We start from the raw sequence: 21,667 nt of genomic DNA, 5'->3' as shown, positions 1-21,667 counted from the left end.
CCAAATGCTTTTACAGGGGGGTTAAAATCCTTAATACTTCCCCAACTCACGTAAACTCGTGTGATTTTCCTGAATGCGTCTAAACATTTTTTCCATATCTGATTTGCTAAAATGCACCAAGACTGGTCGGCCATGTGGGCAGTTGTAGGGATTTTGACAATGGGATAATTGCCGCAATAAATCACGCGCCGAATAATCATCCAAGGCATGATTGGCCTTAATCGAACGCTTGCAGGACATCATAATAGCCAACTCTGCCCGATACTGCTTGATGGACACCTGGTCTGTTAGAAGTAGCATATCGCACATCTCGTAAATACCAGCCTCAATCTCCTCTTCCTTCATCCAGATAGGGTGCTCACGTAAGATGAATTGGTTGACACCGTACTCTTCCAAGTTGACACCAACTTGACGGAGGGCATCCATTTTATGCGCAAGATTGAGGGCATCATTTTGAGGGAATTCAAAGATATAAGGCACCAAGAGCTGCTGGGCAGAGTTATCTACCTGACCAATCTTCTCACGGTAGTATTCGTATTTGACCCGCTCCTGTGCAGCATGTTGGTCGATGATATACAGTCCTGTTTTTCCTTGTGCAAAGAGATAGGTGCCGTGCATTTGACCAAAATATTCCAATTCTGGGAAGGTCGAGGTTTCTTCTTGGTCTAGTTTGTCTGCTAATTTGGCCAACTCTTTAGCACTCAAGTTAGGGTGTTCTGGGTCTGCACTTTCAGCTGTCTGGCGTTCTGCAAATTGGACAGACTTGACCGCATTTTCCTCGGGTGCTTCTTGAGGAGCCTGTTTGTCTTCCTCCAAGGGTTTGATCTCCTCGGCGACCACTTCTGGTTTGAGGAAAAAATCCTGCTTAACAGTGTCATAGTAGAGCTTGCTTTCCTTGAGTGGCAAGGTGACCTGCTCTGCTTTGACCTTGGTACGCGTACTAGACTGGGCCAGATTTTCCAGGGCATCAGGAATTAGATCCTGTTCCTTGAGAGCCTTAATAATAGCTTCACGGATCAGGCTCATCAGTTCCTTTTCCTTGGAAATGCGGACTTCTTGCTTGGTCGGGTGGACATTGACATCGGCTAGATAAGGGTCGATCTCAATAGAAATCACCGCCAGTGGAAAACGACCCACCATGAGCTTGCTGCCGTAACCTTCCAAAATAGCACGATTGAGCAAGAAATTCTTGATGTAGCGACCATTGATGAAAATAGAGATGTAATTGCGGTTGGCACGGGTCAATTCTGGCAGGGAAACATAGCCTGAAATGTGAAAATCTAAGTCCTCAGCCTCAATTTCCACCATTTTTTTAGCAGAAGCGATGCCGTAAATACCCGAAATAGCTTGACGGAGCTTGCCTGTGCCTGCTGTCCGCATCAATTCCCGTCCTTCATTGACCAGGGTAAAGGCGATTTCAGGATGGGCCAGGCTCAGCCTGTTGATAATATCAGCGATATGCGATAACTCGGCCTGCTGACTACGGACATACTTAAGACGGGCAGGAGTGTTGTAGAACAAATCTGAAATAGTCATCTGGGTACCAACTGGTCGACTAATCGGCTCCTCTGACTCAATGACACCACCCTTTGCCTCCAGACGCAAGCCGTGGGCATGGTCGGCTGTAGCTGTTTCAATAACCATTTGACTGACAGAGGCAATGGAGGGCAGGGCTTCACCACGAAAACCCAAGGTCCGAATGCGGAACAGGTCTGCCTGATTTTTTATCTTACTTGTCGCATGACGACGCAAAGCCAAAGCTACTTGGTCAGGGGCAATACCTTCGCCGTTGTCCGTAATTTGAATAGTTTTTAGCCCAGCTTCTTCGATACGAATTTCTATCTGGCTGGCGCCTGCATCAATCGAGTTCTCCACCAACTCCTTAACCACACTGGCCGGTCGCTCAATCACCTCACCTGCTGCAATTTGGTTGGCTAAAATTTCTGGCAATTCGATAATTTGTGACATATCTTTTCCTACATTCCTTTAGACATTCTTTTCCCGTTTACTTATTCCTCCATTATACCACACATCCCTTTGTTTCTAAGTCCATGAAAAAATGACTGCCCAGGCAATCATTCATTCTTTTGATAGACAATAAAGTAATCGGTCGTTTTGACAGGTTTATACTGCAGCTCTAAATTTGCTTTTACATCATCTAAGAGTGGGATGTTCTTATTAACAATCACCAGACTTGCCTCATTTTTATTGAGGTCATATAGCAAGCTATTTTGATTACCAGTCGTAGTCAGATAAGGCTCCGCTGAGATAATGGTGGCGGATGACAGACGCTGGCTATCCAGATAGATACTAGCGCTATTATCCCAAACGTAAATCTTATCCGTCTTAGTCGTTTCTTGCCCAACATAACTAGCAATGCTTGCACGATCCGTGACCAAATCCCCCTCTACAAAATAAGTATAGGCTGGTTGTGCCACCATTCCAAAAGCCATGACAAGAGGCAGGAAAAAGTGACGACTGAGATAGCCTCGTTCCTCAGCTTCTGAATCAGCACCCAAATGAAGAACAGTCATCACAAAACCATAAGGCAATAGACTAAGCAGTTGGCTATAATGACCATTTGGGGTTCCAATGATAAACACCAGCTGAGCTACAAAAACGAGCAGGATTAGAACCTTGATATGAGTATACCGGCCTTGACCGAAGGAAGATACCGTCTGGATAAATCCCTTGAAAAAACCAGATAGCAACAAAAAACTAGCTACAACTCCCAGTGCCATATACAGGTCTGCATACTGGAAGTCCAAGTTTAAATTGTAAAGAAAGGTTTGCTGAATAGCTGTACCAAGTATCTGGGCTTCAAATGCATAGTAGCCAACTAGATACAAGACCAATAGAAGACCAAATATGCTTGCCAATAATTGATAGAACCCTCGAGCCATTTGCCGTTGTTGCGTGTTAAAAACAAACAATATGAAACCAGCTAGCAACCATAATAAGAGGCTCTCTGGATAAATCAGAAAGGCCAAGGCTGCCTCAATTCCATACAGGATAAAGGCCTCATCACCCACAGCATTTGCAAAATAGCGGACTAGGAACCAAAGGCTTGCCAAAACAAAGGGAAGCGCAAAGATTTCTGCGTATAAGCCGCCAAATCCTAAAGAAGCAATAAAAATATAAAACCAATGACTTGAACTGGTCGCCAACCGTTCCGACTGACTAAAATAGACCATGATTTTATAGAAATAAACTCCTGCGATAAACAGCGCAATCATTTGGAGAAAACCAAATACAATAAATCCTCCATCAATATGACCTAACCAGGCTAGTAAGTAATATAAAACGCCGTTTGTTGCGAAGAAATCTCCGTAGGGATTCTGACCAGCCATCATAGCCATTCCGGCATACAAATGCTGTGTCTGCTCATTCGTCGCTAAAAAGGTTAGAAAAGGATTGGCTACGCTCACTAGGCTCAGTACTAAACTCCAAACGAGAGCCGGCCAAATCTTTGTTTTGGGCATCCTGGCCTTAAAATCTTCACTCAGCTGATAACCTTGCGAACGCCTTGCTCTTCGACGGCGCCGAGGTTGATAAGATACTTCGTGAGCAACTGCATCTAATTCTGTCATATTCTCCTCCTTGAGTATGCTTTTTTTATTATATCAAAAAGCACTCCCAATGTCATTTCCTATCGGGAGTTCTGGAAATTTTCGCAAATTGCTCCAATTGTCGAAAGGTATGGCGTTTGGTCTCTTGGAATTCTTTTAAAAAGGCTACTTTCTCCGCATGTGTCATACCTATTTATTCGAAAAAGCTACTCATTTTTTAAAAATCTGACGTACTTCTGAGATAAAGTAAAGGGAACCAGTAATAATCAGTATACCTTGTCCATCAGACTGCCAGTCTTCTATAAACTGCTGATAGTTCTCAACATAATCTCGTCCTTGTCGGTTTTCCTCAGACAAGGCACCATCATAGGCAAAGCTGGTTAATACAAGGGGAGTATGCGGTAACTTTTCTTCCAATAATTCAAGCATTTCTTGAAAATCCTTGCGTCGAAGAGCTGAAAAGAGAATGGTGACAGGTTCGTCTTGTTCTTGAATAAAGTCAATCAAGCGTTCGGTGGCAGGAACATTGTGGGCACCGTCCAAATAGATTTTTGGCTCTTGAACGACCAATTCCAAACGACCGGCCCAGCTGGTTTGGGCAAGGGCATTTTTAATGAACTGAGGAGAAACAGTTTTTTGAATTCTTGCCATATAAAGCAAAAAAGTTTGTAGGGCTACGGCCGCATTTTCTTCTTGGTGCTGACCAGCCAAGCCTAGAACCAATTCTGACAGTTCCAAGTCCGCATTGCTGAACTGTCCTGCTTTATAGGTGAATTCCTGACCAAATTGGTAGACAGGTGCTTGTTTATCAAGGGCAATTTGGCGACAGAAGGCTGTGGTTTCTGGACAAAGTGGTCCAAGGACGACAGGCACGTTTTGCTTGATAATCCCTGCTTTCTGCTCTGCTATTTCCCTTAAAGTCGATCCTAGTAAATCCTGATGGTCCATGCCGATGGAGGTAATAAGGCTTAGGGCTGGTGCCACAACGTTGGTCGTATCCAAAAGTCCGCCGATCCCCACCTCTACTAACGCCAAATCAGGCTGTTGGTCCTTGAAATAGAGGAACATAATGAGTACCATGACCTCAAAATAGCGGAAGGGCTCATAGCGTGCGGCAACTTCCTGCTCCAAGTCGTAGACTTTCTGTAAATAGTGCTGAAAATCGTGGTCGGAGATGGGCAGGCTGTTAATACAAATCCTGTCGTGCACACTCACCATGTGGGGAGATACAAAACTACCTACACGCAAGCCGTGAGTCTGAAAGAGCTGGCGCAGAAAAGCAATGGTCGACCCCTTGCCGTTGGTCCCAGCCACATGAATGACCGGCACTGTAAATTGAGGATTTCCCAACAGTTCCAGGGCATACTCAATCTTTTCCATCTTGTAATGAAATACCTGACCTTGTTTAGCATTTAACCAATTTTCTAACATAGCCACCTCCTATATATTGTCTAGTATAACAAAAAAGCCTAACGGATGTTGGCTTTTTACTATATTGTTTGAAAGAACATAGACGTTGTTACTTCACCCACCAATTATCTTCACCAAATTGACCAAAACCACTGAAAAATTTTAAAAAATTAAACATAACATAATCTCCTTTTGTTTTATGAACCTAGTATAAAATAAACTCTAGATTCTCAACAGGACAAAAATGTCATCTTTTTAGCTCTGGGTATCTTGTTCCCATTCCATTTGGAGTTTTTCTTTCAAATGAATTTGATTCAATAGACTAGCAAGTGTTACAGCCTCATTAAAATATCTCTCGGCTCCTTCGCGATTATGTTTCTCCTTTAATTCATATTTCCATTTCACCAGATTTAAAATTGGCTTTTTCTGAAAATCTTGCGATAATTCCATAATATTTTCAATTTTTTCTATATAGACTGGAACATACCCATACAGCTCCTTCGAAAATAAAATACGAACAATAGCTAGCAATAAATCTCTGACAATAAATAAGGATTCCGAATGCACATCGTAGGTTATTTGAGGTAATTTCTCTACCAAATCTATAAATAGTGTATAATTTGCGGTTCCAGAAGCTAAGGTTTCTAACTCACAGTGTTCGACAAATAACCGCAAAATCATTAAATCATTTATAGACAATTTGGCACGATGGTAACTTTGATGTAAATAATCATCAAGAATTTCTTTGCCGTATTCCTGACTATCTGTATCCAATACATCAAATAGAGAGCATAGGGTATCTACAACGATTTTCTCCTCTTCAGGCAAGTCATCATAGTAGTCATCATAGATTTCCGTCATGATAGCATCGCGTTTTTCAACTAATTCCTCGTTTCCATAAGTCGGTGTTCGGAGGACATCAAATTTCAGTTTGGAATACCGTTCAGGTAGAGATACATAATCAGGCATAAGCTCGTAGAGCCCCATGCCTAAGCGGGTTGCGATATATTGGATTTTTGAAAAAGTCGGCTTAGAAGTACCTGCTTCGATACGGGTTAGTTGGCGAACGGAGAGCTCAAGTTCGTCATCGCAAAACTGTTCACGTGTCAGACTAGCGGTTTCTCGAAGTTGACGTACACGCTGTCCAAATTCCTTATCGTTCATAAAACACCTCCGAATATACTTTTTTTATATTATAAAAAACAAAGTTTATCAACGCTGTTAATCGTGGGTGAATACCTAGACCTTACACACAACCTGAATATTCTGCTGGTTTCACATCTATTTGCCAATCCTCTTCTAATTTAGCAATTAGGTGGGCATTACCAATTATTCTTGCAAAAAGAAGTGCTTCTTCATATAAGGCAGTTCCTGCATCTTTATCTTTATTTATTAACAACTCATATTTCCACTTAAGCAGATTAAGAATAGGTTTCTTTTGAAAATCTTGGGTCTTCTGCATTATCTTATCAAGTGCTTCAAAGAGTGTAGGAATATAGCTAAATTCTTCCTTTTGTCCCAAAAGTCCAACAGAAGTTATCATCACATCCCTTAAAATAAACAAATCCCCAGGTTCAACTAATTCTACTTGGCTTGGTAACTTTTCCACCAAGTCTAAAAAGTGCTGAAAATCACTGCTCTGTTTAACTTCCATTCTCAAATTGATTAAATAGAGCTGGATTATCAACAAATCATTGGCTGAAAATTGTTTTTTTCTATGTATCTGTTCAAAATAGTCATCTAGAATATCTTGACCAAATTCTGCTGTCTTCGTTTCAAATACGTCAATGGTTGATTGAATAGCATCGATTGCTATTTTCTCCTCCTCGGGCAAGTCATCATAATAGTCATCATAGATTTCTGTCATCATATCTGCCCGTTTTTCCATCAATTCCTCATTTTCATAAGTCGGTGTACGAAGTACATCAAACTTCAGTTTGGAATATCGTTCAGGTAGCGACACATAATCTGGCATAAGCTCGTAGAGCCCCATGCCTAAGCGGGTTGCGATATATTGGATTTTTGAAAAAGTCGGCTTAGAAGTACCTGCTTCTATACGGGTTAATTGGCGGACGGAGAGCTCAAGTTCGTCATCGCAAAACTGTTCACGTGTCAGATTAGCAGTTTCTCGCAGTTGACGCACACGTTGACCAAATTCCTTATCGTTCATAACTCACCTCGCTATTTTTATTTCACATCCCTAGTGTATCAAAATTAGCTATAGATGGCTAATTGAATATTTTCATGACTTGCAATAGTTTTAAACTATATCTATACTTCAAACTTTTCTTTTATATCCACCAATTTCTCAATCTTCCAATTTTTCTTCACACCATCAATTTGCAAATTGATACTGTGAATTCCTGCGTTGACAGCTGTTTCTACATCGAGCAGACGATCCCCAATATAGTAGGTATTTCCCTTGTCCAGTCCGTATTTGTCGATGAGAAATAGCAGAGCTTCTGGACTTGGTTTGCGGGCAAAACCAGAATCGCTGGTCAAGATTTCTGTGAAATGGTGACGAACACCCAAATCCTCCAAAACCTGAAAAGCATTGTCACTCTTGTGTGTATAAACAAAATTTTGAATTCCTTTCTCTGCTGTCCAGTCCAGAATTTCACGCGCACCAGCCATCAAGGGAATCTGTGTATTTTTCTCCTTCAAGGAAGTTGCACGCACGCGATTAAGTTCATCGCTATCCAGACCGTACTTGTCCGCATCACGCACCAATAAATCCTTGACAGAATAGCGCAGTATAAATTGTTTGACTTCCTCACGGTCAAAAGGAAGTTTGTATTGTTCATAGGTTTCTTGGATTCCAGCCAATATCGCCTCATAAGAATCCAAGAGCGTTCCATCCAAATCCCAAATAAATGTCGGTTTCATCTTATCTCCATTCCTAGTCTAGACCAAACTCGAAATGCAATCGTAGCTTTCTCATCTGCTCTGCCATTATTTTTCCGTATAGGGATAACCCAAGTGCTCGTAGGCCTTGGCTGTCGCAACCCTCCCCGTCCGTGTCCGCATGAGGAAGCCCTGCTGAATCAGGTAGGGTTCGTACATATCCTCCACCGTCTCACGCTCCTCGGCAATATTGACCGACAGGGTGTTGAGGCCGACAGGACCGCCACCGTACATCTCAATCATGGTGCGGAGAATCTTCTGATCCACATAATCCAGCCCCTCGCGGTCCACATCCAGCATAGTCAGAGCCTTGTCCGTAATGCTGTCATCAATCAGACCGTCGCCCATAATCTGTGCGAAATCCCGCACCCGCTTGAGCAAACGGTTGGCGATACGGGGAGTTCCACGTGAACGACGAGCCAGCTCGATAGCGGCTTCATGGGTAATCTCCATATCAAAGATGTCCGCAGTCCGCTCGATAATCTCCGTCAAATCAGCCAGTTCATAATACTCCATATGACCGGTAATCCCAAAACGGGCCCGCAGAGGATTGGACAGCATACCTGCACGAGTGGTCGCTCCAATCAGGGTAAAAGGTGGCAACTCCAAATGCACGGAGCGACTGGCCTCCCCTGCTCCAATCATAATGTCGATGTAGAAGTCTTCCATAGCAGAATAGAGAATCTCCTCAACCGCCATAGGCATACGGTGGATTTCATCAATAAAGAGGACGTCACCAGGCTCCAAGTCATTGAGAAGGGCAACCAAGTCACCTGCTTTTTCAATAACCGGACCACTGGTCTGCTTGATATTCACCCCTAGTTCGTTTGCAATGACAAAGGCCATGGTCGTCTTCCCCAGACCCGGAGGGCCAAACAGAAGGGTATGGTCCAAGGCTTCATCACGGAGCTTGGCCGCCTCGATAAAGATTTTCAGCTGGTCCTTGACCTTGTCCTGACCGATGTACTCATTTAATTTCTGCGGACGCAGGGTACGCTCAACATACTCCTCGTCCTGCATTTGTTCCATATCTAAAATTCTAGTCATGAAACCATTATAGCACAAAATGAAAATACCAGACTCAGTGAGTCCAGTATTTCCAGGAGATTATATGATACCTAGCTCTTGTCGCTTGCGACTTAGAGCTAGGGACACCTTTAGGTGAAAAGGAAATCCGCTATTTCTAGCTTGGATAAAGTATAACTCGTCAAACTTAAGGGAAACTAAAACAGGATTCATTTTATTGATTTTCCACTATTCGCAAAAATCGCTCTAGAAAGTGCGCATCTAACTCATTATACTGACTGCCTTCTGCTGAACTTTCTTTGGAAATTCCCAAATTCATCAATCGCTGATCAAACTCCTCTAACTCGATATAGGTATCGTCAGGGATCAAGTTCTGATTAGCAGCTGGTTGCATAAACACAATCTTTTTTCCATCCAGTTGAATTTGATAGCTGAATTCCCCTTGCCTTTCAGACCTGTTCACTGTCACTAGCTTGGTCCCAAAGCCTGTCCAGACAGACTTGACATCGCTGTAAAGATATTCCATGGACGGAGCCAACAGATTGATGTCAATAATCTGGTCTTTGGTCACAGCTGTTGTGGTAGAAATCAGCAGAGCGGTCAATAGGATACAACCGCCTGCCAGACCCAAGCCATATTTCCAAGATAATTTCACCAGCCTCGCCAGTTTGCCCAAAAGAAAAGCAAGAAAAGCCATGATAAAAAATATAGCAACCTTGCCCAGACCAGTCGAATACTCATAGAAGAGCCAATCGCTTGGTAGGAAAATTCTTTCAGTCAACCAGCCGACAAGGACAAAGTAGGCAATCCCACCTACGAGGGAGATAAGACCAATCGGAATCCACCAGGCCTGACTGCGGTTTTTCTGGCGGACCTTGTCCCGATGTTTCCACCAGGTTACGAGGTAGTCTCGCCAGAGAAGCGTTATCCAAGCGGTTGCCAATAGGGACACCACTGCTAATAAGAAAAGGTTTTCCTGCCGACCTTGTTGGATTCGGGTAAACAGCCAGAGGATGGGACCTGATAGCATCAAGGTCTGTAAGAGAGTCATCCAAATACTTGGCAACAAGGCATCTTCTAAATCTTGTTTGAAATCTTGAAATTCCCCGCTTTCCACAAAAGCAATGGATTCCTGTGCTTCTTCCAACCAATCCTCTTTCTTGCCCAAATCCCTGACCACCTGGTCCAGCAAATCAACCTTGTCTGCCAATTCTTCTGCTTGCTGGTTGATTCCCTGCTTTTTCTCATGCAAGGCTGATCGCAAATCCTCCTCTGGCAAGGCTAGGAGGTCCTTAATCTCTGCTAGGGAAAACTCAAAATAGCGGAGCAACTTAATCAAGCGAAGCTGCCGCACATTTTCCTCTGAATAATCACGGTAATCGTTGAGCGGATTTCTCGCCACTTCAATCAATCCCTTTTCCTCATACAGCCGTATAGCCTTGGTTGACAAGCCTGTCAACTTCTCCACATCTTTGACCTGCATAAGCAACCTCCATCTGTTTTGATAGTCCTAGCATACACCATTCCCCTAGGGATGAGTCAAGGATTTTTTGATTTTTTATACAAAAACGAGGCTGGGCAAAAACTAGCCAATAAATAAAAACGCAGATAGATTCGAGCTGCTTCTGATGAAATTCAGCCGAACTATCTGTGTTTTTCTTTTTATCTCTATTATCTTGGACTAATTTCTTAGCCAATTTCGTGAGATTCATACTCATTAGGAGGAATCCTATCTCAGTTTCAACCACTTTTTGACCTCTGACATGGACTCTGCGCACGCCAAAAACACCCTTCATCCTACCAAATACAGGTTCGACATCCACCTTGCGTTTGGCATAAATGCGGGCTCCCTCTTTACTTGTCAATTCCTCTTTGACTAAGTTCTTGAAATAGTTCCACGTAGGATTATACTGAATTTGTTTGAGGTTTCCTTTCTCTGTCCGTGCTAACTGGTCTAACTCTTCACTAGCTTGTACAGGATCAGCTTCGTAAATCTTAATATCTTTCTCAAACCCATTCTGCTCCGTTCTTCGTGAATAATTCTTAAACGAGTAGACAACCCCATCTGGTTTTATCCACTGGTCAGAATCTTCTAAGTAAGTCCAGTTTTCAGGATTGGCATCACTCTTCTTATAGCTTTTCTTCTGCTCTTTCTGATATGTTCCGTAGGGGATCAGAGGTGTTTTCTCCAGGTCATCAACGATAAAGCTATAATTTTCTTCACTACCATAACCTGCATCCGCGACAATGTGTTTAAAGAGTTCTAAGGTTTGGATGGATTGAAGAAAAGGCTTGAGTGTACGAGTGTCAGTTGGATTCGGAAACAGTCCGTAAGCCAAGGCAAACTGGTTGTTTGTACCAAGTTGAAGGTTGTAACCGGGTTTGAGCTGACCATTCTTCATACTCGCTCTTTTATTTCAAGGCTCGTGAAGAAACAGTCTCTCCCCAGACTGTTTCTTTCCTCTTTCATTCTCATGAATGTTGCATCGTGATCCGTTTTAGAGTAGGAGTTTCGCTCTTGTAGAATCTGCTTATCTCGTTCGTACTTCTGTTTCCGAACAAGACAATCTTCTTTCAACTTTCTCTTGAGTTTCTTAATTCTTCTTCGTTTCTGTCTGTTGGCTGATCCACCTTTAATGACTTTCGGCTCTTGTGAGATAGCTTCTTCCACCTCGTCCAATACTTGTTCGGTTTCTTGTAGGAGTTGGTTTAGTCCCTCGCTAGTGAGGCATTCTTCCTTGGACAAGGCAGTATTTACCCCTTCTTGAACTAGCTTGTCATAAAGGGCAGAAATGTTTCCGTTCAAGGCATCTTCATAGCGTTCAACGGCCTTTTTCCACGTGAAAGAATACTTGTTGGCATCAGCTTCTACCTTGGTCCCGTCAATGAAGAGAGCCTCATCTTCAATCAATCCATTCTCTCTGAGGAGGAGAGTGAAGTAGATGAAGGCCGTTTTGATGAGCTGATTGGCGTGTGTGCTAGCCCGAAAACTGTTTATGGTCCGATAACAGACATAGGTATCCTGACTCAGCCATTTCATAGGAATAACTTCTTCATTCATTTGAACGATTTTCCGACCAGAGAATACCTGACGAGCATAGGCAAACAGGGTCATTTTAAGCAACATGGCTGGATGAAAGGCTGGACGACCAGTATGAGAAGTTTCTTCCAATAGAACGGATTGAGGAATAGTATCCACAAACTGACTAATCAGACGAGCCTCATGCGTTGCAGGTAAGTCCCAAGCAATATTTAATTCCAAACTTAACTGATTTGTGTTATACTGTTTATACATTTTCATGCCTTTCTAGTTGTTTTGTCGTTATTATAATTATAAAGCATGAAATGGAAAACGAGCAACTCCTAATTGGAAATGCTCGTTTTTTTATATGTGAGAAGCTAGTTTTTGCCCAGCCTCGTTTTATGGAGATTATATGAAAAAGAAATTTCGCTATTTCTAGCTTGGATATAGTATAACTCGCCAAGCTTAAGGGAAACTAAAAAAATCTCTGGAAAATCCAAAGAATTTTGAGTAACAAACCATTCTATACAGATACAAGTTTAGATTTTTCAGTTGCTAGCTGAGATTGGACTGCCAAGATAGTTGCAAGCAATCCAATAAAAGCAAACATCCCCCAAGTCAAATGAATATGTATAGTAGCTAATGTAGAAAAGAGAATGGTTCCCACAGGAAGAAAAAGCGTAAATAACATGGTCAATAAAGTATCTGTTCGAGCTAGTAGTTCCGGCGAAGTATTCGCTAGTAATAGAGAATCAATTTTGGGATTGACCTTTCCACCGATATAGGCTGAAAATGCTAGAAAAACTACTCCTACAAACTCACTTAGTCCCAATAAATGACTTACACCAACTCCAGTCAATGCCATCGCATTACAAATCATCATTTTTGTAAGAGATAACTTTGCGAAGTAATCATTTGGTGTCAAACTCCCAACAATCATACTAACAATTAAGATAGCATTAATAGTCAGAAGGCTTTGACCATAAGTCATCCCAAACAAGCTCTTATCTAGAAAATAGATAGTATAGATAGAACCAAGTGCACCACCTAGGGCATTCATCAGTAAAATACAACTTAAAGTTGTCAAAAGATTACCAGAGGCATTGGTTTCAAAAACAACCTTAATACCATCAATCACATCACTTAACTGTTGTTTGATGGATTGTGACGATGCTATTTCAATTTCATCATGCGTCAAATGTTTTTTATGTGTATAGAGTAAAATTCCAGAAATAAAGAAGAAACAAGCGTTCAACATCGCAACAATACTAAAATTATTACCTGACAATGATAGAAGCCATAACCCTAAAGCCTGCCCACCAATACCACTCACACAAGAAATGAATTGAAAGAAGGAATAAGCTTCCATAAGTTCATCCTCTTTCAAGTTCTTCTGCATAATCGGTAACCGCAAACCTGAAGAATAATCAGACAATAAATCAGTTATTACATTCATCACACAAACAAGAGCAAATACTCCAATCGTTGTACTTTGAAGTAAGAATGACATAACAAAGAATAACACAGTCTGAACAAGGGCTGCTGAAAACAATGCGTTTGCCTTTTTCTTAGTCTTATCTGCTTGAATCCCCATATAAAATGAAAAAATTGTAGGGAGAACCATAATTATATTAGCGACAGATATCGCCCATGTTGAGCGAAATTGAGTAGCTGCATAGATCACGAAAACAAGGTTATAAATGTGTGCACCCAATGAATTGAGTAAACGTGAAACAGCTAATACATTATACAGTTTGTTTTTTAATAGTAAATTCATTTTTTATTCTCCCGTAACGTGAAAATACATAAAGTAATTCTTTTTGTAATTTCTTATCATACTTTGCCTTAATTGCAACCATCACTAACTGTTTCTCTACGGCTGCCAGTAGTTTCTGATCCGTTGTAGCACTAAATATATCTAGCAAGGTATCTGCAACTCCCAACATCCCTTGCCTAAAATCTGGATATTGACCGTACTCAACTAACAACCCCTTCACTAATTCTTGAGATAGGTCGAGGAACTTCGGATAACCAATGTACTGCAAGGCTTTCAGCACCCCCGCAACACCTGTAGTTAGATAAGGCGAAGCATACCCTAGTCCATATGCAATTGACGGTCCATACTCTGTTTCTACAATTTTGTCCGAAATCTTTGTTACAACATATTGCTGATGGGTAGCTGATAAAGCACCGTCTTCCATTAAAACTAAGACTCCAGCCAAGCCGTCTAATCCCATATTGCTCTCTCTATCAATAAGAATTTTTAGACGTTCATCATCTTCCTTCCAACGAATATATTGGGATAAATCATCTAAATCCAATAATTGACTAATGGGAATGGAAACTTCAGACATTGAATCTTCATAAGGTATTAACTCACAACGGACTTGTCCTATTTTTTTGAATAAGTTATGAGCTTGCTCCCCCTACACTTATCTATTCGTAAACTTTTGTAAAAAATAATTTATTTTTACTTACGAATGATCGTCTAGCGGAGGGAGCTTGTTTTCCCCTTCACCTATTTATTCGCAAATAAACTAAAAAATTCTCTGGAAAATCCAAAGAATTTTGATTTTTTATAATCCAAGTCGTTCAAAGATGTCATCCACCCGTTTGGCATAGTAGTCTGGGTTGAAGAGTTCATCGATTTCTTCCTGGCTGAGTTTAGCTGTCACGCGCTCATCTGCTTCGAGAAGGGGCTTGAAGTCCACTTGATTATCCCATGACTGCGCAGTTTTTGGTTGCACCAAATCATAGGCTTCCTCACGGGTCATGCCTTTTTCAATCAATCTGAGCATGACACGCTGACTGTAAATCAAGCCAAAAGTTGACTCCATATTGCGTTTCATATTTTCAGGGAAGACCGTCAAGTTCTTGACGATATTGCCAAAACGGTTGAGCATATAGTTGATGAGGATAGTCGTATCAGGCGTGATAATCCGCTCCGCTGACGAGTGGGAAATATCACGTTCGTGCCAGAGAGCCACATTCTCAAAAGCCGTCACCAAGTGACCACGCACCACGCGAGCCAGACCGGTCATATTTTCAGAGCCGATAGGGTTGCGTTTATGGGGCATAGCAGAGCTGCCCTTTTGGCCTTTGGCGAAATACTCTTCGACTTCACGTTGTTCAGATTTTTGTAGCCCACGGATTTCTGTCGCCATACGCTCGATAGATGTTGCAATCAAGGCTAGGGCTGAGAAATATTCTGCGTGGAGGTCGCGAGGTAGGACCTGGGTCGAAATTTCCTGCGGACGAATGCCTAATTTGCCACAAACATACTCTTCCACAAAGGGAGGAATATTGGCAAAGTTACCAACCGCACCTGAAATTTTACCAGCTTCAACGCCCTTGGCCGCCACATCAAAACGCTCCATGTTGCGTTTCATTTCGCTATACCAAGTCGCCAGTTTCAAACCAAAAGTCGTTGGCTCCGCATGAACACCGTGGGTCCGCCCCATCATAATGGTGTACTTGTGCTCACGCGCCTTGTCAGCGATGATATTGGTAAAGTTTTCAAGGTCACGACGGATGATGTCGTTGGCCTGCTTGTAGAGGTAGCCGTAAGCCGTATCCACCACGTCGGTCGATGTCAGACCGTAGTGGACCCACTTGCGTTCCTCACCAAGACTTTCCGAAACCGCACGCGTGAAAGCCACCACATCGTGACGGGTTTCCTCTTCAATCTCTAAAATGCGGTCGATGTCAAAAGTCGCCTTCTCACGAATCAAGGCCACATCTTCCTTGGGAATCTCACCCAACTCAGCCCAGGCCTCATCAGCGAGGATTTCCACTTCCAACCAAGCCTTGTACTTGTTCTCTTCACTCCAAATAGCCGCCATCTCTGGGCGGGAATAACGATTGATCATTTTTGCTCCTTAAATTTTAAAAAATTTACTTATTGCTTTTCCAAGCTATCTCGGATTTCCTTTGACAAATTGACGACTTGATTTAATTTCTTAAAGAAATAAACTATCAAGGCAAAGCTAACAACTAAATAACATTGAAACTGTAGCCATGGTTTTATCCTACAACTCCACCTCAACATCATCCGTCAACACCGTCACGTGTCCCATTTTGCGATTGTGCTTTGCTTCTAGTTTACCATAAAAGTGGGGATGGGCGGTAGGGTTTTCTTGAAGAAAGGTTTGAGCTACTTCCATATCTTGTCCCAAAACGTTAATCATGACAGCTGGAGAGAGCAGGCGGATAGGGGGTAGAGACTCCCCGAGAATGCCTCGGATATGGGTATCAAACTGTGAAAAATCGCAGGCCTCAATAGAATAATGCCCCGAATTATGTGGGCGAGGGGCGATTTCGTTGACCAGAATATCCTGCCCTGCCACAAACATTTCAACACAGAGGGTGCCTGCCAAATGGAGCTTGTCTGCGATTTGTAGGGCCATGGTTTTGGCTTTTTCAGCAAGTTCATCAGAAATACGGGCAGGCACGATAGTTTTGTAAAGAATATTATTGCGGTGGATATTTTCCTGTACAGGAAAGACGGTGTAGTCGGAGCCATTCCCAGACACAAGGACGGAGATTTCCAGGTCAAAATTCACAAACTCTTCCAAGACACACTCGGCAGAGTTGGCTAACTTGTTCGCCATTAGGACTGACGCAGCCGACTTTATCACTACTTGCCCATGACCATCATAACCTCCAGTAGCTGTCTTAAGCACATATCGTTTCGAAAGATTAAGTCCTTCTAAATCTAGGCTGGAGGTAACGACCTTATAAGGTGCGACCTGTACACCGACTTTTTTCGCCAAAAAATCCTTCTCAAAAATGCGGTTCTGGGAAATGCGGAGGAGATCTGTCCCCTGAGGGAGCTGACCGTCCTTGATGACCGCGTCCAGTCCGTCGGCATCGACATTTTCAAACTCGTAGGTCAGGACATCGCACCGCTCCGCCAACTGTTTGAGGGCCGCCACATCGTGATAGGGAGCGACGATGACCTCGCTGACCTTGGAGGCTGGGCAATCCGCCGCGGGATCCAGCGTGATCACCTTATGGCCCATGTAAATGGCGGAAATAGCCATCATCTGACCCAGCTGACCGCCGCCGATAATTCCGATTGTTTTAGATGAGGTCATCTGTCATCGCCTCCGCAATTTTTTCCTGTTCCTTGGCAAAATCTGCCAGCTGAGCTGCAATGGTTTGGTCTTCAATGGAGAGAATTCGGAGAGCTGTCAGAGCTGCATTAGTGGCACCTGCTTCGCCAATCGCCATGGTCGCAACAGGCACACCACCCGGCATCTGCACGATAGAATAGAGGGAATCTACACCGCTGAGGGCACGAGATTGGACTGGAACACCGATAACAGGCAAGGTCGTCTTAGCCGCCACCATACCTGGCAAATGAGCCGCACCGCCCGCTCCTGCGATGATGACCTTAATACCACGACCACGCGCTTCCTCGGCATGACGGAACATGAGGTCTGGTGTGCGGTGGGCAGAGACCACTTTCTTTTCATAGGCTACACCAAATTTGTCCAGCACTTCGGCTGCTTTTTTCATGGTTTTCCAGTCGGAACTAGACCCCATGATGATGGAAATTGGAATGTTCATACTTGTCTTTCCTTTTCTGTATCCCTTATTTTACTGCCTTGCTTCCAATATCTGTCCGATAAAAGAGGCCTGTCGTATCCTGATTTTTCAGCTCCGAGTAAATTTTTTCCTGGGCATCTTGGACGGTGTCTGCTGTGGTGACCAGCATATAGACCCGACCGCCGTTTGATAGCAGTGCTCTGCTATTTTCCGCAAAACGAGCCCCTGCATAGTAGGTCGTCATGTCGCCCTCAGTCTTCGCTGGCAAGGTCACGCCTTTTTCGTAGTCCAGAGGATAGCCGTTTGAGGCCACGACAACACCCAGCGTCACGCCGCTATTCAGCCAGGTCAGCTGTGTCGGACGTTTGTGGAGGATGTCGTCGATGTTCTGAGCAAAGTCAGAGGTCAGACGAGGCAGGATAATCTGGGTTTCTGGGTCGCCAAATCGGGCGTTAAACTCGATGACCTTGGGACCTTTGTCGGTCAGAATCAAACCAGCATAGAGCACGCCCAAATAAGACCGCCCTTCCGCAATCATGCCGTCCAGAATGGGCTTGACAATGGTGTCAACCGCTGTGTCCACCACGTTTTGAGGCAGGTGGGGAACAGGAGCGTAAGCCCCCATGCCGCCTGTATTAGGACCTTGGTCGCCGTCAAAGGCACGCTTGTGGTCCTGGGCTGTCGGCAGGATATAGAACTGGTCGCCGTTGACCAAGGCAAAGAGGGAAAACTCCTCGCCCGCCAAGAACTCCTCGATGACTACGCGGGCACCTGAGTCCCCGAACTTGTTGTCCAAGAGCATCTCCCGTGCCGCTTCGACCGCCTGCTCGACGGTTTCCGCCACGACTACACCCTTGCCTAGTGCCAAGCCGTCCGCCTTGACCACGATTGGTGCGCCCTGCTCTTCGATGTAGGCTTTGGCTTCTTCGAAGTTGGAAAATGTGCCAAAGGCTGCTGTTGGAATGCCGTATTTGACCATGATTTGCTTGGCAAAGTCTTTTGACCACTCCAGCTCCGCGGCTAGACGACTAGGGCCAAAAGCTTTTAGCCCTGCCTGTTCAAAATCATCAACGATACCTGCTGCCAGAGCATCGTCTGGACCAACAAATGTCCAGGCAATGTCATTTTCTTTAGCAAAGTTGATTAGAGCAGAATGTTCGGAAATCCCGATATTGACTAACTTGATACCATCTAAAGTCATTCCATCATTTCCAGGAGCGACAAAGACCTGTTCCACCTGCTCAGACTCTAACAATTTCTTTGCGATAGCGTGTTCACGACCACCAGACCCAACAACCAAAAGTTTCATTTTTTACACCTCAAAAACGGATTTTATATAAACAGTATAGCAAAAATAGACAGTTTTTGATAGAAAGAACGGGGTAACGTTCGGGAATGAAAAAAGCTCACACGAGGTGAGCAAATTTGATTATCTAAACAAATCATATAAGTAACCTTGTTTTAGCATGTCAAGATTGAAAACGTAGTATCGAGTTCACATAGTCTTTTCTTCTTTCAATATTTTTACTTCAACAGCCCATAGCTATATTCTTGAAAATCATTCGCATCTAGAATAATTTCTTCCGACATATACATATCGTGAGCTACTTGCAGTGCCTCCTCACGATTTCTCGCTTCAATCTTAACTACTTTTGATAAGGTTTCAGTAAAGACAATTTCATATACCCTCATATTGACTATCCTTTCAGTGATATTGAATAAATTTTAAATCCTACTCTACTTCTTACTGCAATTCTCCACGTAAATCTGATTATAGCTTTCTGTACCTTCCCCTTGCTGAAAATTCTATTACACCTTTGTCACGTAAAATTTGCAACTGTTGACGAATTTTATCTTTGACATGTTTATTATTTGGAAATTTCTGTTTCAAATCATTTTCAAATTGGTAAAATCTTTCCAATGTAAACTCTTTTTCTTCAATTTGATCTAAACATTTTAAAATCTCTAACAACCAGCCTCTCGTTGCAATACTTTGCTTTCGAATAAACAATGTTTCTGAAAATTCCTTAGAAACAAGATCAGGTTCTCTAACATGGCCATTTTTCACCAAAAAAATACGACCGTATGATGGAACCTGTGATAAATCAATATTGCAGCCCACCCAACCTGCTCTCTTGGCAGTAGGAGCAAGTGGTTTACGTCTGATAATTGTATCTACCGTAATGAACTGCTTAGGCAAAACTAAAAAATTCGTAACTGCAAACTCTTTTGAATAGGTTAGAAAGAAAAAGTTAGGATTATTATCTGCCTGAACACGCTCTATCATGCTTTCATAAGCACCATCATTGATAATGGAAGAAAAATTCCCCTTTTTACTTTTAAGTTCATACTCTTCTGAACATTCAACACAGAAAAAATCAGCAACTGGTCTATTATTTTCAAAATGAATCAATGGCTTTTGCCTACAATTCGGACAGTAACTATTCTGGTTTACCCAATTCTCCGTCAGAACTCTTGCTTTCTGACTATTGCTAGAGTACTTTGAAACCAAATCCATATTAAACCGTAAATCCAAGATTTCCTCCGCCTAGAATACTATCGATTGTTTTATCTTATTATACCAAAAACCACCCCAACTTCTCCAGCCGGGGTGTCTTTCTTGCATCAAAATTCTCAATGTCTAAAATGTCTTACTCCTGTAAAGACCATGGTCAAGCCGTACTTGTTGGCCATGTCAATAGAGTCTTGGTCGCGGACAGAGCCACCTGGCTGAATGATAGCCTTGATGCCTGCGGATGCGATTTCTTCCACGTTATCAGCAAAGGGGAAGAAGGCGTCCGACGCCAAAACAGCTCCCTCTAAACGATCCTTTGCTTGCTCGATAGCGATGCGGACGGATGCCACACGATTGGTTTGTCCCGGTCCCACGCCCAAGGTCATCTTGTCATTGGTGATGATGATGCCGTTGGACTTGACATACTTGGAGGACTTCCAAGCAAACTCCATAGCCGCCCACTCTTGCTCGGACGGTTGACGCTCGGTCACCACCTGCCAGTCCGCTGGGCTTTCCACCACCACGTCCTGATCCTGCACCAAAAGCCCGCCGACAACGCCTGTAAACTCTTTTTCAACTTCGCTTGCATCCTGTGCGTCAAAGGCCAACTCCAAAATCCGAAGATTTTTCTTTTTATTGGTCAAAATCGCTAGCGCTTCTGCCGAGTAGCTCGGTGCGATGATGATTTCTAAGAAAATCGGGTGCATCTTTTCAGCCGTCGCAGCATCCACTTCCCTATTCAGCACGACAATGCCTCCGAAAATGGATACTGGGTCAGCCTCATAAGCATAATCCCAAGCCTGCTCAATCGTCCCTGCCTGACCGATACCACAAGGGTTCATGTGTTTGAGAGCCACAACAGTTGGTCGATCCTTGAAATCACGGATAATACGGATGGCCGCATCCGCATCACGAATATTATTGAAGGACAATTCCTTACCGTTTAGCTGTTTAGCAGCTGCAATCGAGTAAGCTGTCGGCAGGGCATTTTGGTAGAAATCCGCATTCTGTTGAGGATTTTCTCCGTAACGCATTGGCTGATTGAGATCATAGGTAAGTGTGAGTTTTTCAGGCTTGTCTTCGCCAACTTGCTTAGTGAAGTAATCTGCAATCAAGGCGTCATAGGCTGCGGTATGACGAAAAACCTTAGCAGCCAACCGCTGACGCGTTGAGTAGATTGTCTGACCCTGCTCTACTATTTCCCCTAAAACCGTCGGATAATCTGCCGGATCCACCACAACCGTTACGCTGGCGTGGTTTTTAGCCGCAGAACGCAACATGGACGGACCGCCGATGTCGATGTTCTCCACCGCCAAGTCGTAAGTCACGTCTGGTCGTAGAATCGTTTCCTTAAAAGGATAGAGGTTAACCACTACCAAATCAATCAAGCCGATTTCATGGTCCTTGGCTGCTTGCAAGTGGCTGTCCACATCCCGACGAGCCAGCAAACCACCATGGATTTTGGGATGAAGCGTCTTAACACGGCCGTCCATCATCTCAGGAAAACCAGTCACATCGTCAATGGCGATAGTCGTTACGCCTGCCTGATCCAAGGCAACCTTTGTGCCTCCTGTCGAAATGATTTCCCAACCAAGCTTGGTCAATTCTTGGGCAAATTCTACAATACCATTTTTATCTGATACGCTAATTAGTGCGCGTTTTGTCATGATT

17 protein-coding genes and 1 pseudogene are annotated in these 21,667 nt (G+C 43.3%); all 18 read right to left on the bottom strand.

Annotated elements, in window-relative coordinates:
- Positions 1-30 precede the first annotated feature (30 nt).
- On the bottom strand, positions 31-1,968 hold the full coding sequence (mutL, locus tag PW252_RS00320) for a DNA mismatch repair endonuclease MutL (RefSeq protein ID WP_248051111.1): 1,938 nt from the start codon (positions 1,966-1,968) through the stop codon (positions 31-33).
- 107 nt (positions 1,969-2,075) lie between these two features.
- The gene (locus tag PW252_RS00315; RefSeq protein WP_248051112.1) at positions 2,076-3,590 is read right to left on the bottom strand and encodes a quinol oxidase; all 1,515 of its coding nucleotides are present in this window, start codon (positions 3,588-3,590) and stop codon (positions 2,076-2,078) included.
- Between the two features lie 189 nt (positions 3,591-3,779).
- Positions 3,780-5,000, bottom strand: coding sequence for a bifunctional folylpolyglutamate synthase/dihydrofolate synthase (locus PW252_RS00310; protein ID WP_248051113.1), 1,221 nt, complete (start codon positions 4,998-5,000; stop codon positions 3,780-3,782).
- Positions 5,001-5,234: 234 nt separating this feature from the next.
- A complete protein-coding gene (locus PW252_RS00305; RefSeq protein ID WP_125183993.1) occupies positions 5,235-6,143 on the bottom strand; it encodes a helix-turn-helix domain-containing protein in 909 nt (302 codons plus the stop codon).
- An 82-nt stretch (positions 6,144-6,225) separates the two neighbouring features.
- Positions 6,226-7,149, bottom strand: a complete 924-nt coding sequence (locus tag PW252_RS00300) for a helix-turn-helix domain-containing protein (RefSeq protein ID WP_248051115.1) — start codon at positions 7,147-7,149, stop codon at positions 6,226-6,228.
- 101 nt (positions 7,150-7,250) lie between these two features.
- A complete protein-coding gene (locus tag PW252_RS00295) occupies positions 7,251-7,865 on the bottom strand; it encodes an HAD-IA family hydrolase (RefSeq protein WP_248051117.1) in 615 nt (204 codons plus the stop codon).
- A gap of 66 nt (positions 7,866-7,931) precedes the next feature.
- Complete coding sequence (gene ruvB / locus PW252_RS00290; RefSeq protein WP_105152787.1) at positions 7,932-8,930, bottom strand: Holliday junction branch migration DNA helicase RuvB; 999 nt, start codon at positions 8,928-8,930, stop codon at positions 7,932-7,934.
- Between the two features lie 193 nt (positions 8,931-9,123).
- The gene (locus PW252_RS00285) at positions 9,124-10,392 is read right to left on the bottom strand and encodes a MerR family transcriptional regulator (RefSeq protein ID WP_248051119.1); all 1,269 of its coding nucleotides are present in this window, start codon (positions 10,390-10,392) and stop codon (positions 9,124-9,126) included.
- Positions 10,393-10,590: 198 nt separating this feature from the next.
- Positions 10,591-12,204, bottom strand: a pseudogene (locus PW252_RS00280) (IS1182 family transposase); the annotation flags it as partial.
- Between the two features lie 250 nt (positions 12,205-12,454).
- The gene (locus PW252_RS00275; protein WP_248051122.1) at positions 12,455-13,708 is read right to left on the bottom strand and encodes an MFS transporter; all 1,254 of its coding nucleotides are present in this window, start codon (positions 13,706-13,708) and stop codon (positions 12,455-12,457) included.
- A complete protein-coding gene (locus PW252_RS00270) occupies positions 13,677-14,285 on the bottom strand; it encodes a hypothetical protein (protein ID WP_248051125.1) in 609 nt (202 codons plus the stop codon). The genes PW252_RS00275 and PW252_RS00270 overlap by 32 nt, the downstream gene beginning before the upstream one ends.
- A 222-nt stretch (positions 14,286-14,507) precedes the next feature.
- Complete coding sequence (gene purB / locus PW252_RS00265) at positions 14,508-15,800, bottom strand: adenylosuccinate lyase (protein ID WP_248051128.1); 1,293 nt, start codon at positions 15,798-15,800, stop codon at positions 14,508-14,510.
- A 159-nt stretch (positions 15,801-15,959) separates the two neighbouring features.
- Complete coding sequence (gene purK / locus PW252_RS00260; RefSeq protein ID WP_248051130.1) at positions 15,960-17,027, bottom strand: 5-(carboxyamino)imidazole ribonucleotide synthase; 1,068 nt, start codon at positions 17,025-17,027, stop codon at positions 15,960-15,962.
- The gene (gene purE / locus PW252_RS00255) at positions 17,014-17,502 is read right to left on the bottom strand and encodes a 5-(carboxyamino)imidazole ribonucleotide mutase (RefSeq protein WP_172017017.1); all 489 of its coding nucleotides are present in this window, start codon (positions 17,500-17,502) and stop codon (positions 17,014-17,016) included. The genes purK and purE overlap by 14 nt, the downstream gene beginning before the upstream one ends.
- Before the next feature lie 25 nt (positions 17,503-17,527).
- Positions 17,528-18,790 carry a phosphoribosylamine--glycine ligase gene (gene purD, locus PW252_RS00250; protein ID WP_248051132.1) on the bottom strand — a complete coding sequence of 421 codons (1,263 nt, stop codon included), beginning with the start codon at positions 18,788-18,790 and terminating at the stop codon, positions 17,528-17,530.
- A gap of 215 nt (positions 18,791-19,005) precedes the next feature.
- Complete coding sequence (locus PW252_RS00245; protein WP_105144876.1) at positions 19,006-19,173, bottom strand: DpnD/PcfM family protein; 168 nt, start codon at positions 19,171-19,173, stop codon at positions 19,006-19,008.
- Positions 19,174-19,252: 79 nt separating this feature from the next.
- Entirely contained in the window at positions 19,253-20,017 is a 765-nt protein-coding gene (locus tag PW252_RS00240; protein ID WP_105144875.1) for a DpnI domain-containing protein, read from the bottom strand.
- A 98-nt stretch (positions 20,018-20,115) separates the two neighbouring features.
- Entirely contained in the window at positions 20,116-21,663 is a 1,548-nt protein-coding gene (gene purH / locus PW252_RS00235; RefSeq protein ID WP_248051135.1) for a bifunctional phosphoribosylaminoimidazolecarboxamide formyltransferase/IMP cyclohydrolase, read from the bottom strand.
- Between the last annotated feature and the right edge of the window lie 4 nt (positions 21,664-21,667).

Source organism: Streptococcus sp. 29887 (assembly GCF_032595075.1).
In the GTDB taxonomy this organism is placed as follows: Bacteria; Bacillota; Bacilli; order Lactobacillales; family Streptococcaceae; genus Streptococcus; species Streptococcus iners.
This window is presented reverse-complemented; position numbering and strand designations above follow the sequence as displayed.

Bases quoted from the DNA above. Each gene is read 5' to 3' on its own strand.
- ruvB (WP_105152787.1), bottom strand. From the start codon at position 8,930: ATGACTAGAATTTTAGATATGGAACAAATGCAGGACGAGGAGTATGTT.
- mutL (WP_248051111.1), bottom strand. From the start codon at position 1,968: ATGTCACAAATTATCGAATTGCCAGAAATTTTAGCCAACCAAATTGCA.
- purK (WP_248051130.1), bottom strand. From the start codon at position 17,027: ATGACCTCATCTAAAACAATCGGAATTATCGGCGGCGGTCAGCTGGGT.
- PW252_RS00315 (WP_248051112.1), bottom strand. From the start codon at position 3,590: ATGACAGAATTAGATGCAGTTGCTCACGAAGTATCTTATCAACCTCGG.
- PW252_RS00300 (WP_248051115.1), bottom strand. From the start codon at position 7,149: ATGAACGATAAGGAATTTGGTCAACGTGTGCGTCAACTGCGAGAAACT.
- PW252_RS00245 (WP_105144876.1), bottom strand. From the start codon at position 19,173: ATGAGGGTATATGAAATTGTCTTTACTGAAACCTTATCAAAAGTAGTT.
- PW252_RS00310 (WP_248051113.1), bottom strand. From the start codon at position 5,000: ATGTTAGAAAATTGGTTAAATGCTAAACAAGGTCAGGTATTTCATTAC.
- PW252_RS00285 (WP_248051119.1), bottom strand. From the start codon at position 10,392: ATGCAGGTCAAAGATGTGGAGAAGTTGACAGGCTTGTCAACCAAGGCT.
- purE (WP_172017017.1), bottom strand. From the start codon at position 17,502: ATGAACATTCCAATTTCCATCATCATGGGGTCTAGTTCCGACTGGAAA.
- purB (WP_248051128.1), bottom strand. From the start codon at position 15,800: ATGATCAATCGTTATTCCCGCCCAGAGATGGCGGCTATTTGGAGTGAA.
- PW252_RS00275 (WP_248051122.1), bottom strand. From the start codon at position 13,708: ATGAATTTACTATTAAAAAACAAACTGTATAATGTATTAGCTGTTTCA.
- purH (WP_248051135.1), bottom strand. From the start codon at position 21,663: ATGACAAAACGCGCACTAATTAGCGTATCAGATAAAAATGGTATTGTA.
- PW252_RS00295 (WP_248051117.1), bottom strand. From the start codon at position 7,865: ATGAAACCGACATTTATTTGGGATTTGGATGGAACGCTCTTGGATTCT.
- purD (WP_248051132.1), bottom strand. From the start codon at position 18,790: ATGAAACTTTTGGTTGTTGGGTCTGGTGGTCGTGAACACGCTATCGCA.
- PW252_RS00305 (WP_125183993.1), bottom strand. From the start codon at position 6,143: ATGAACGATAAGGAATTTGGACAGCGTGTACGTCAACTTCGAGAAACC.
- PW252_RS00270 (WP_248051125.1), bottom strand. From the start codon at position 14,285: ATGTCTGAAGTTTCCATTCCCATTAGTCAATTATTGGATTTAGATGAT.